10 protein-coding genes are annotated in these 12,157 nt (G+C 41.4%); 1 reads left to right on the top strand and 9 read right to left on the bottom strand.

The genetic code is table 11. The features are described 5' to 3' along the window. Positions 1–324 precede the first annotated feature (324 nt). The 3 genes from J2W55_RS18530 to J2W55_RS18520 form a co-directional block, all read right to left on the bottom strand. A complete protein-coding gene (locus J2W55_RS18530) occupies positions 325–1,719 on the bottom strand; it encodes an arginine decarboxylase (protein WP_310099066.1) in 1,395 nt (464 codons plus the stop codon). Positions 1,720–3,282: 1,563 nt separating this feature from the next. After that, positions 3,283–4,203 (bottom strand): citrulline utilization hydrolase CtlX, encoded by a 921-nt coding sequence (ctlX, locus tag J2W55_RS18525; protein WP_310099063.1) that lies wholly within the window; start codon positions 4,201–4,203, stop codon positions 3,283–3,285. A gap of 92 nt (positions 4,204–4,295) precedes the next feature. After that, positions 4,296–5,738: an arginine deiminase family protein gene (locus J2W55_RS18520; protein WP_310099060.1), complete on the bottom strand. Its 1,443-nt coding sequence runs from the start codon at positions 5,736–5,738 to the stop codon at positions 4,296–4,298. 86 nt (positions 5,739–5,824) lie between these two features. On the opposite strand from J2W55_RS18520, the gene argS reads away from it, so the two are divergent. Next, a complete protein-coding gene (gene argS, locus J2W55_RS18515; RefSeq protein WP_310099058.1) occupies positions 5,825–7,591 on the top strand; it encodes an arginine--tRNA ligase in 1,767 nt (588 codons plus the stop codon). Between the two features lie 149 nt (positions 7,592–7,740). On the opposite strand, the gene J2W55_RS18510 is transcribed toward argS, so the two are convergent. The 6 genes from J2W55_RS18510 to J2W55_RS18485 form a co-directional block, all read right to left on the bottom strand. Next, positions 7,741–8,031: a hypothetical protein gene (locus J2W55_RS18510; RefSeq protein ID WP_310099055.1), complete on the bottom strand. Its 291-nt coding sequence runs from the start codon at positions 8,029–8,031 to the stop codon at positions 7,741–7,743. A 61-nt stretch (positions 8,032–8,092) separates the two neighbouring features. Beyond that, positions 8,093–8,989 (bottom strand): 3-hydroxyacyl-CoA dehydrogenase family protein, encoded by an 897-nt coding sequence (locus tag J2W55_RS18505; RefSeq protein ID WP_310099052.1) that lies wholly within the window; start codon positions 8,987–8,989, stop codon positions 8,093–8,095. A 79-nt stretch (positions 8,990–9,068) separates the two neighbouring features. Then, positions 9,069–9,686, bottom strand: coding sequence for a dethiobiotin synthase (gene bioD / locus J2W55_RS18500; RefSeq protein ID WP_310099049.1), 618 nt, complete (start codon positions 9,684–9,686; stop codon positions 9,069–9,071). Then, on the bottom strand, positions 9,687–10,805 hold the full coding sequence (locus J2W55_RS18495) for an aminotransferase class I/II-fold pyridoxal phosphate-dependent enzyme (protein WP_310099046.1): 1,119 nt from the start codon (positions 10,803–10,805) through the stop codon (positions 9,687–9,689). Positions 10,806–10,863: 58 nt separating this feature from the next. Then, positions 10,864–11,235 (bottom strand): Spy/CpxP family protein refolding chaperone, encoded by a 372-nt coding sequence (locus J2W55_RS18490; protein ID WP_310099043.1) that lies wholly within the window; start codon positions 11,233–11,235, stop codon positions 10,864–10,866. Positions 11,236–11,313: 78 nt separating this feature from the next. Next, positions 11,314–12,090, bottom strand: a complete 777-nt coding sequence (locus J2W55_RS18485; RefSeq protein WP_310099040.1) for an XRE family transcriptional regulator — start codon at positions 12,088–12,090, stop codon at positions 11,314–11,316. Positions 12,091–12,157 lie beyond the last annotated feature (67 nt).

Raw genomic sequence — 12,157 nt, 5'->3', positions numbered from 1 at the left:
GAGTGGTGAGTGGTGAGTGGTGAGTGGTGAGTGGTGAGTGGTGAGTGGTGAGTGGTGAGTGGTGAGTGGTGAGTGGTGAGTGGTGAGTGGTGAGTGGTGAGTAAAATTGACAAACAATTTAGTCAAAAATCAGCTAATCACATAATTATTTAATCAGCGATCAGGAATCATGATAATCATTTGATCGTGTAAATCAAGGTTCATATAAAATAGGCTCGATTACTAATCATTTAAATCAACGGTCAAAAAAATAGCGATGAATCAGGGACTCATCGCTATAAATATTATAAGGTTGCGTTAACTGACAACTGAGAGCCAATAATTTTAGGTAGTATAGCCCAGTATCTTCAATACCTGCTTGCTGTTTTGCTCTTCGCCAAATACTTCAAAGTTAAAAGTCTCGTCGCGGTTGCGGCGGATGATAACGTGCTTGGGCGATGGCAGTAAGCAGTGGTGTATGCCCCCATAGCCGCTCAACACTTCCTGGTAAGCCCCGGTATTAAAAAAGCCCAGGTACTGCACCTTACGGGTTTTGGGCATAAATACGCTGTTCATGTGTGCTTCCTGGTTATAGTAATCCTGACCGTCGCAGGTTATACCACCCAGATTTACACGCTCGTATTCAGAATCCCAGTTGTTAACCGGCAATAGTATGTATTTCTGGTTAAGTGCCCAAACATCGGGCAGATTGGTAATAAATGAACCATCAAGCATCAACCATCTTTCACGGTCGTTTTGTTGTTTACGGCCCAAAACCTTATATAATATCCCCGAAGCCTCGGCAACGGTATATTTACCAAATTCGGTAATAATATCCGGCTCAATGGTATCATGCTCGGCGCAGATCTCTTTGATACGGCTCACGATCTCGTTGATCATGTATTCATAATCAAAATCAAAAACCAATGAATCCTTAAATGGCATACCACCACCAATATCCAATGTGTCAAGCGCTGGGTTTACCTTTTTAAACTTGCAATAAAGCGTTACATATTTTTCCAGTTCATTCCAATAATATGGGGTATCGGAGATACCTGAGTTGATGAAGAAATGCAGCAGCTTAACCTGGAAATTAGGATTATCCTCAATCTTATTATGATAAAAGTCGATCACATCTTCCATGCGCACACCCAAACGCGAAGTATAGAACTGAGAGTCGGGCTGCTCTTCAGCCGCAATACGGATACCCAGGTTGCATGGTGTGTCCATTTCTATCTCATCGTCATACAGGTTAAACTCTTCTTTATTATCCAATACCGGGATGATGTTTTTAAAACCATCATGCAGCATGTCAATAATGTAAGTTTTGTACTGGAAGGTTTTAAAGCCGTTACATATCACGGTAATGTCTTTATTAACCACTCCTTTTTTCTCCAGGGCATCGATCATCGGCATATCAAAAGCCGACGACGTTTCCAGGTGGATCTCATTTTTAAGCGCTTCTTCAACAATGTGCCTGAAATGCGAGCTTTTTGTGCAATAACAATACTTATAGCTACCGCGATAATTATTTTTTATGATAGCCTGCTGAAATAACAGCTTAGCCTGCTGTATTTTCTTGGTTATCATGGGCAGATAAGTGAAGCGCAGGGGAGTGCCATACGTTTCGATCATCTCCATTAAATTAAGGTCCTGAAAGTATAGTTCATCATCGATGATCTCAAAACCATCCTGTGGGAAACCTACACTTAAATCAAGAAATTCCTGGTAACTCTGCATCCTTAAAAAATTTGGGGCAAAAATGTGATTTTAAAAGGAATTAATGGCTAAATATTGATATAAAATTTATAGTCTGAATGTAATTTATTTGTATCGGGTTCGTGGGGCGAGTTGCGGGGTTCGGGAGAGATAGGAGAACTGGGTTGAAATAGTGGTTATATAGATTAGCTGGGTGAGGGATAAGCGTTGACTGCACGGCTGATAGTTAAAACTGGTTAATGACGGTATTGGAAAAATTAAATTCATTATTTTATAAATTAAATCGCCTCGGGTAGTGCGATTCCTTCCTCGGGGAATGTAGGGGTTTATTAAACATAGTAAGCTTACATCGCATGTATAAACCCCTCCCTGCCACCACGCCATCCTGCGCACCCCTCCCGTGGGGAGGGAATATGTAGCGGATTCAGTTTTTATAAATTACCACATACCAAATCTTCAAAACCTCGAAAAACGAAGGAATCTTATACGATTTGCCATGACTGTTTCGTATATACCTTTTTATTTTTAGCCTGTATTTTTTAAATGCTTGATTATTATTTGTTTCTGAACTTAGGAGGTGTTCGAAAAATAAAAAGGAGCCTCGGGTAGTGCGATTCCTTCCCTGGGGAAGGGGGAGGTAGGGGTTCATTAAGCATAGTAAACATTGCAAGCTTTATCGCATGAATAAACCCCTCCCTGCCACCACACCATCCGGCGCATCCCTCCCGTGAGGAGGGAATACTTAACGGATTCAACCTTCAGAAAACCATCATATATCGATACATATAAGCAGTTTACCTATCGGCTGGATTAAAAACAATCAGGGCAATAAATAGAAATAATTATTTAACAGCGATTGGTATTTATTAATATTTATAGGTAAATAAGGGTTAATTTTTAACGATTGACCTGTTTTATTGTCAAACTGATGATAATACAAATTCATAAAACCATAACCTATTTCTGTTGTGGTATTTATAGTTAATATTATAAACCTACCTAAAATTAATCATTATGATAGCTTTAATAGTAGCATTAGCAGTGAGTTCGATTTCTGGTTATTTTGTAGCAGACAATACCAGTGAAGACGAATGTTAAAATATCCTTAGTGAGGAAAATTTAATAGAATGTGTTTAAAAGGTTAGTTAGAATTGGTTATCCTCTTTTACAACGGACATTCAAGACGGATTTTGGAGCTTCTTAAAAATAAACCGGATGGTGCGATTTTTCCCCGGGGAATGGGAGGTGGGGTTTAGTAAAGTGGCAAGCTTGTATCGCATGAATAAACCCCTCCCTGCCACCACACCATCCGGCGCACCCCTCCCGTGTGGAGGGAATATTCCATGGATTCAGTTTTTATAAATTACCACAGGCCAAATCTTCAAAACCTCAAAAAACAGGAAAATCTTATACGATTGGTCCTGGTCGCCCCCCTGTACAGTGTTTTATTTTTAACCTGAATTTTTAAACACTTGATTATCAGGTGTTCATGAATGTTAACGGTGTTCACGCGACGTGAACGTGAACACCGTGAACATTCCGCATGACATTATTTTACCCGGGCCGCACGTCAAATAATACTAACTATTCCCCAACCGGCAAATGCACCTCGGCCATCATGCACCTGGCGCTGCCGCCGCCATTGGTTTCAATGGTATTGATATCAGCATAAACTAACTTGCCATATTTCTTCAGGGTGGATTTTTGCTCTTCGTCCAGCGCCTGGTAAGCATTTCGTGACATCACGATCAGGTTTTCCCCTTTGTTGTTCTTCACTTCCAGCATGTTGCCAGCAAAGCGGTTCATTTGGTCGAAGGTTATTTCAATAATTTCTTTATGAGCCGACCGCAGTGATTCCAAAACCACAACCTTGTCGTGTGGATTAGGGACGCTGTCTGAACAGATCACGGCAAACCCGCTGCCAACGCACATCAGCACATTTGTATGGTAAATGGCAGTACCATTGGCGTCGGCGGCCTCAAAGCTGATGGGTTTATAGCCAGCCTGCCCGCAAAACAGAGTAAGCACTTCTTTGTCGGTACGGGGCGAAAGGCAGGCATAGGCAATTTTGTTCTCCCGGTCAAGCACCATACTGCCGGTTCCCTCTAAAAATTTATTTTCGGACTCAAAGCGGCTCAGATCAATCACATGGGCAACCTTAAAATTATCCTCCAATTTATTGATGATATCTTCCCGGCGCTCCAACCGGCGATTCTCGGCTTGCATGGGGTACAGGAACACATTACCATCTGCATGAAACGATACCCAGTTATTGGGGAAAATAGAATCGGGCGTATGAGGTTGCACGGTATCATCAACCACGGTGACATTTACCCCATTTTCTTTCAATATTTTAACAAAACCGTCAAACTCGGCCAGAGCTTTATCCTGAACGGCCAGCTGGTTGGCATCACGGTTTTGAAAAGCATTGCTCCCGGCAGTTTGCTCATTAAAGCCAAAACTTACCGGCCTTATCATCAATATGTTGTTGGTTGATTGCTTCATTTTTAGTTCATTGGGGTTTTGTCTGAACCGGGATTAAGCAGATCTATTAGATTTTGCATTCCGGCTCAAACATCTTATCCCGGTTAATACAATTAAATTACCTTATCCCTTAAAAGCGGCATGCTCATACAATGAAAACCACCCCGGGCCCTGGAAAGTTCTGCAGATGGCATTAAAATCAGCGTATCCTTCATTTTTTGCGGGTCAAGTTCGCCGGTTTCAAATTTCTGCAGCAAGTCGTTCACCCGTATTACCTCAAATCCGTTTTGTTTAAAAGCATCAACTGTTTTATCATTTCGGTCATAACCCAAAACCACCCCTTCTTTTAACGCGAGTAAATTACAGGAGTCGGTCCATTGTTCACGGGCATCAAAGGGAAAACTGTTATTGCCCGAATAAATGAACTTTGTTTTTGAGCCGCTTTGCAAGTCGTTCTCACTGATGTCGGCCAGCAGGTCTTCAATGCACCCAAAAAGCCTTGGTTTTTCATCTTTTTCAAACTGCACAATTTCAGCCTTGTCTTTTTGTTTTTTGTCGGCAAACCATGAAATAGGCTCCTGTTCTTCCAAAGGAGCATCGGCTACTGCCAGCGAGCGGAGCAGCACCCACGTATCGCGCTTTACTTGGGTAAATACAGTATCAATATGCATGTAATCGCGCTTGTGCGGTATTTTTACAATAGTTACCTTTTTTACTACGTTATGCTCAAACAATAATTTGATGGCTTCATTAGCGCCGCTGATAGAGGTACGCTCGCTGCAGCCAATAATTAAATGCTGCGGGCTTACCATCATTACATCGCCACCCTCCAAAGTTGTCTTTTCGAGGTTGTCTTCACCGGGACGTAAAAAATGTTGCGCTGTTTCGGGTATCTCCAGTATATTATTGCGATACGATGCAAACAGCGGGTGATTAAAAAAAATATATCTCGCCAGCAAAGTTTCACGGAAACGCGCTTTTTTTGCCGGTTTGTTCAGCAGCATATAGTTATTAACTGCTATGCCAATGTCCCTTGAGAAAATCAGGTTAGGTATTGGCGCAAATATCATCTCTTCGGTATTTAATGATCCCGATATAAATATTTTGGCCAGTTCAATGGGGTCGGTTTCTATCAGTTGCTGCTGCAAACGATAATTGCAGCTCTCTATGGCGCAAACAGAGGCCGCCAGTTTTTCGCGTATATCGTCCTGTTGTAAAATCTCGGCCAGCAGGGTTTGTATCTCAATTACTTTATTTGAGGCATGAAAGCCGGAGTTATCCGGTTTAAAAAATAGGCGATCACCATCATTTTCAATCTGTTGTAGTTTGCCCCTTATTTTGTCCGGGTCTAAAAAGTAAAGCAATAGTTTTACGTAATGATCGTACTCATTTTTACGCATGGTATCCAGGTGAACAATATCTTCAAATAACCAATCCTGGGCTTTTGATGGTACCACTTTACCCAGGCCGCTGTCCGGACTATGGATCAGTAAGGTGCGGAGCGTTCCAATTTCGGATGTTACATCTATTTTAAAATCGTTGTTGGTTAGTGTCATAAATGGCTATAAGAAAAACAAATCTATTCAGAATAATCAATATTTTATTATAACAAGGATATTGGCAATTTATTTAATTTTGCCGCATGGATTTTATTATTGATGCAGCCGTTAAAGCTATAAAACATCTGTACCAAACCGATGTGGCTCCGGCAGCTATAAGTTTACAGGAAACCCGTAAAGAATTTGAGGGGCAAATAACTATAGTGATCTTTCCGTTTACCAAATTTTCTCGCAAAGGACCTGAGCAAACCGGTAACGAAATAGGGGAGCTGCTGAAAAGTGAGTTAAAAGAGATAGCCTCATTTAATGTGATCAAAGGTTTTCTTAATCTGTCAATAAGTGATGAATATTGGATAGGGCAGCTATACAACCACATTTTGCGCGATGATTTTGCGGTGGCAAAACCAAACGGACAAAAGGTAATGGTGGAATATTCATCACCCAATACTAATAAACCGCTTCATCTTGGGCATATCCGTAATAACCTTTTAGGATACTCGGTAGCGCAGATCCTGAATGCTGCCGGTTATGAGGTGGTTAAGACCAATCTGGTGAATGATCGCGGGATACACATTTGTAAATCTATGCTGGCCTGGCAAAAGTTTGGCAATGGCGAAACTCCGCAATCATCAGGCTTAAAAGGCGATCATTTAGTAGGTAAGTATTATGTGCTGTTTGATAAAGCTTATAAAACCCAGATAGAGGAGCTGAAAGCAGAAGGTGAAAGTGAAGAAGAAGCTAAAAAGAATGCCTCAATTATAAAAGAAGCCCAGCAAATGCTGCAAAAATGGGAAGCTGGCGATGCAGAAGTGATTAGCCTGTGGAAAACCATGAATGAATGGGTTTATGTCGGTTTTGCAGATACTTACAAGCAGTTGGGCGTTAGCTTTGACAAATACTATTACGAATCAAATACTTATCTTTTAGGTAAGGATATTATTGATGAAGGCCTTGAAAAAGGTGTATTCTTTAAAAAAGCGGATGGATCAGTGTGGATAGACCTGACAGCTGATGGACTGGATGAAAAGCTGGTGTTGCGTTCAGACGGTACATCGGTTTACATAACCCAGGATCTGGGCACCGCTCAGCTAAAATACAACGACTTCCACATGGATAAATCTATTTATGTGGTTGGTAATGAACAGGATTATCACTTTAAAGTGTTGTTTCTGATACTACGGAAATTAGGTAAAATAGGATCTGATGGGTTGTTTCATTTATCATACGGTATGGTCGATCTGCCGTCGGGTAAAATGAAATCGCGTGAGGGTACGGTAGTTGATGCCGACGATCTGATGGAGGAAATAGAGGCTACCGCTAAAGAGCAAACCGAAGCCATGGGTAAGGTTGATGGTTTTAGCGAAGAAGATAAACTTCAGCTTTATCATACCATTGGTATGGGGGCCCTAAAATATTTCCTTTTAAAGGTTGATCCAAAAAAACGCTTGTTGTTTGATCCTAATGAGTCTGTTGATTTTCAAGGACATACTGGGCCATTTATTCAGTATACCCATGCTCGTATCAAATCTGTACTCAGCAAGGCCAATTATCAGGTGAATAACCGAGTTGAAATAACTGAGCTTGACGGCGTTGAGCGCGATCTGATCGTTTTGCTTACCCAGTTTCCCGGTGTAATCAGTACGGCGGCAGCTGAATACAGTCCGGCTGTTATAGCCAATTACGTATATGACCTTGCGAAGGCTTACAATAAATTTTATCACGAAAAGTCGATTTTACAAGCTGGGGACGAGGTATCAAAGCAATTCAGGCTGCAGCTTTCGGCTTCCTCAGCCAAGGTGATCAGCAAAGCGATGAACCTGCTGGGTATTGATGTCCCCGAAAGGATGTAGGAGCCCTAATCTCCTAAATGGGAGCTTTTTGTGAGGATTTCAGAAGTACAGATATTAAAGATAAAGCCTGATTCCTTTTGGAATCAGGCTTTATCTTTTTTAAATAAACTTTTCAAAAGTTTCCTTTTACGGGAACAGTGGGCTGAATTTTATCTCCAATAGCCTCTGTGCCAGGCATAACCATGCCTAACCGGGTGCCAGTAGCCCCGTACATAAACGCGACCGGGGCGTGGGCGGGCATAGTAGCCGTTTATATAAGTGTATCTTCCACCGCGCCAGGCCCACTCACCAGGCACCCAATAAGCACCGGGATAAGGGGCTACAGGGCGTACATATACCGGCTCGGCAGGTTGCTCGGCAACATAATAATCAGCAGCGCATGATGTGAATAAGGTGCCGGTTAAGGCGAGTAATAATCCTATTTTCGCTATCTTTTTCATCTGTAAAATGTTTATTTTAACAATTATTTACAGAATTTTTGACAAAAAAGCGCTGGATAGTTTAATTTTTTGATGCAAATTTAGCAGCCACTACTAATTCCTTGCTACCCGGTGTATAAGTATAAAAACCACTGCCAGATTTTGCGCCAAGGTGTTTTGCAGCAACCATATTTACCAGTAATGGACATGGCGCATATTTTTGATTGCCAAACCCGTCATACAATACTTTTAAAATAGCCAGGCAAACATCAAGGCCAATAAAATCGGCCAGTTGCAGCGGACCCATAGGATGGGCCATACCCAGTTTCATTACGGTATCAATTTCTTCAACACCGGCAACACCTTCATATAAGGTGTAAATAGCCTCATTGATCATAGGCATCAGGATGCGGTTGGCCACAAAGCCCGGATAATCATTTACTTCAACAGGATCTTTTTCCAAAGTTTTAGCCAGTTGCATAACGGTTTGCATAACCACATCAGTAGTAGCATAACCGCGTATCACTTCCACCAGTTTCATTACCGGCACCGGGTTCATAAAGTGCATGCCTATTACATTTTCGGGATTTTTTGTAACCGCAGCAATTTGTGTGATGGAAATTGATGATGTATTTGAAGCCAGGATAACATCATCATCGCAAATATCGCTTAACTGTTTAAACAACTTTAGTTTAATATCACGGTTCTCCGTGGCGGCTTCAATTACGAGGTCGGCCGTGGCTGCACCCTGTTGCAGGTCGGTAAAGGTTTTGATGCGGTTAAGCGTATCAGTCTTTAACTGCGGGTCAATAGCGCCTTTTTTTAGCTGACGGTCAAGGTTATTGGTAATGGTTTGTACCGCTTTATCCAGAGCACCGGGATCAATATCAACCAATGATACATCAAAGCCGTGCTGTGCAAAAGTATGAGCTATGCCATTGCCCATTGTGCCCGAACCAATTACAGTAATATTTTTCATAATGATTATTGGGTTATGTAAATGTTAAAACCCATAAGCTAAGTTGATGCAATTTTTTTACTTTACAAATACAGCTGTATTATAATGTAATGAATTTACCCGCCTCAATTATCGTTTTCTTGCTGATCTCTTCATATTCAGGGATGTGGCCAAGGTCGTCAGCTTCCGAATAATCAAGTATATAGCTTTTTGAATAAATATCCTTAGGCCCGTTAAATATGATGCCCATCATGGGGATACCGTATTTTTTTAGCGCGTGAAGCGATAGGAGGGTATGATTAATACTGCCCAGATAGTTTTGCGATACCAGGATCACTTTCGCATCTAATTGTTTGATCACATCTATCATTAAAAAATTATCATTTAAAGGCACCATAAGACCGCCGGCTCCCTCAATCACCAGCTGGTTATTAGTTTCGGGAGCAATGATGTTTTGTACATCTATAACAATTTTATCAATGGCCGCTGATTTGTGCGGAGAATATGGCTGCGTTAAACGATAAGCTTCGGGGAAAAATCGCGAAACGCTATTTGTGACCAAGCTTTGTACTTTTTGGGTATCGCTATTGTCCAGGTCGCCAGATTGTACAGGTTTCCAGTAATCGGCCTGCAGTTTTTCAGTGATGATGGCCGAAACCAATGTTTTGCCAACACCGGTACCTATTCCGGTAATAAATATAGGCTGTTTAGGAAGCATTTATAAGCTGGTTAAAATATCAGTAAGTAAGGTTAAATCATGGGTTGTATTGTACGCGTGCAGACATATCCTTATCCTTTCGGTTCCGGGCGGTACAGTGGGGCTCAGTATCGCTCTAACATCTAACCCGGCATTTTGCAAAATGTTTGCAGTTTCGCGCGCCTTGTCATTGCTTTTTAATACGATACATTGAATAGCACTGTCGCTGTTAATAAGCGTAAAGGTGTTATTGGGGCTTATTTGATTTTTAAACAGGTCGATATTGTTTTTCAGGCTGATGATCTCCCTGTCGGCATTACTTAATAGCCAATAAGCCATTTTTACAGCTGCCAGCTGGTGAAAGGAAGGAGCAGTGGTATAAATAAACGAACGGGAAAAATTTATAAGGTATTCTCTTAGCTGATTACTGCCCAATATAATAGCTCCATGGCAGCCCAGGGCTTTGCCAAAAGTTACAATAACTGCAAATACCTCGTTTTGCAAGCCAAGTTTACTTATTAAACCCGCGGGGTATAAACCTACTGCATGTGCTTCGTCAACAATTAAGTGCGCGCCGTATTTTTTAGTAAGGCTCAATATCCCGGCTATTGGCGGAGTGTCACCATCCATCGAGTAAATACTTTCAATCACAACGTAGCAATTGCCTTTGGCCTGCTTTAGCTTAGCTTCAAGGCTCTCCATATCATTGTGACGAAAGCTGTAACGATTGGCATAACTTAATCGCGCACCGTCAATAGCAGATGCATGTATAAGCTCGTCAAGTATAATGGTATCGCCGCGTTGTGGCAGTGAGGATAACAGGCCGAGATTGGCATCATAACCCGAGTTAAAAAGCAGTCCGGCAGGGTATTGGTGATGCGCCGCTATTTCTTTTTCAAGATTTTCTGCATAGGTTATATTGCCCGATAAAAGCCGGGATCCGGTGGAGCCGTTTAAGCCTTCCGGATGCTTTTGTACTTCGGCGGCGATGCTCTGCCTTAAAATTGGCGAACGCGCAAAGCCGAGGTAGTCATTAGAGCAAAAATCAACAAGGCTGTTTTCCGGCTTTAGCGTTCTGTACAAGCCTGAGCGCCGCCTTTCATCAAGTTTGCTTTTAATATATTTTTCAGCAGATGTCAAATGGAAATGATTTCTGCAAAAATAAAAAAAGCGGCTTAACGCCGCTTTTTATTATAAATTAATTTTGCGAGCCTCCTCCGCCGCCTTGTCTCATCCTGTCCATTCTTTCCTTCATTGCTTTGTCATAAGCAGCAGCCTGGTCGGGTGTTAAAATGGCTTTGATCTTTGTATTGGTTGCTTCCATCATTGGGCGCATGGCACCTCTCATGGCACTCCTGTCGCCGTTGGCGGCAGTTCTTACGCTATCCATTTTGGTTGCTTGTTCTTTATATATAGCAGTTATTTTAGTGGTTTGATCGTCAGTAAGTTTTAGCTGTGTTTGCAGATCCTTAGCTCTTTCTTCCGGACTTTTTCTCATACCGCCACCCTGTGCATGACTTACGGCTGCAATCCCCATCAGGAAGCAGCACATCAACAAAATTTTTTTCATAGCTTCTTTTTTAATTTATTACGTTTTATAATCTTATGATAAAGATATACCGTAAAGGTTTAAATAAGCCGATGTAACTTAATTGTTGCTTTGCTGTAAGTTTGATATAGAACGCTGCATTTGTGCCATCATATTGGTAAGGCTTTCCATGGTAGGCTCAGGTGTAGGCTGCGGCAATTGGGTAGATATATAACCTTTAGCTTTCCATATTTCCAGTACGTCTTCTCCATTTATTTCATAGGGCTCATATACCGGGTTGTCAGATATCAGCTTCAGTTTTTTGTTTTCTTTAAATTTATTACCAATGCGTTTATACACTACGCCATCGGTTTTTGATATCACCACATAGGTTTCGCCGGTTTTAACATCGCCCCAGTTTTCCAGGTATTCGCCTATAATAATATCGCCCGATAAGATAGGTAGCATCGAATCGCCTTTTATTTCAAACGCGCGATAGGTGCCCTGTTTAAACATGGGTAAATAAAATTTAGGCAGCTGTGATACATATTCGGGATCGGCATAACCGTTTAAATACCCGGCGCTCGCCTTAAGCGGCACCATTTCAATATTTTCATTGTCTTCCTTGTCAACAGAAATACTGAGTATGCGCAGGTTGGCCGGGTTGCCTTTGGGCTTGGGTACCCATTTGTCATTGATGGTTTCATTGATAAAATCATCAATAGTAATGTCAAAAAATATTGCTAATGTTTTTAGTAGTTCATATTTGGGTTCGGCGCGTTCTTCTTCATATGCGCCTACTAATGAGCGTTTTATACCTAATTCATCGGCAAACTGCTGTTGGGTTAAACCCTTCTTTTTGCGGAGATACTTAATATTTTGTGAAATTATTGACATAAAATTTGCATTTGCTAAAATAATTAGTAATTTTATGCTCATAAAGTTAGTAATAATTATTGGTTCA

Source organism: Mucilaginibacter pocheonensis (assembly GCF_031456535.1).
In the GTDB taxonomy this organism is placed as follows: Bacteria; Bacteroidota; Bacteroidia; order Sphingobacteriales; family Sphingobacteriaceae; genus Mucilaginibacter; species Mucilaginibacter pocheonensis.
This window is presented reverse-complemented; position numbering and strand designations above follow the sequence as displayed.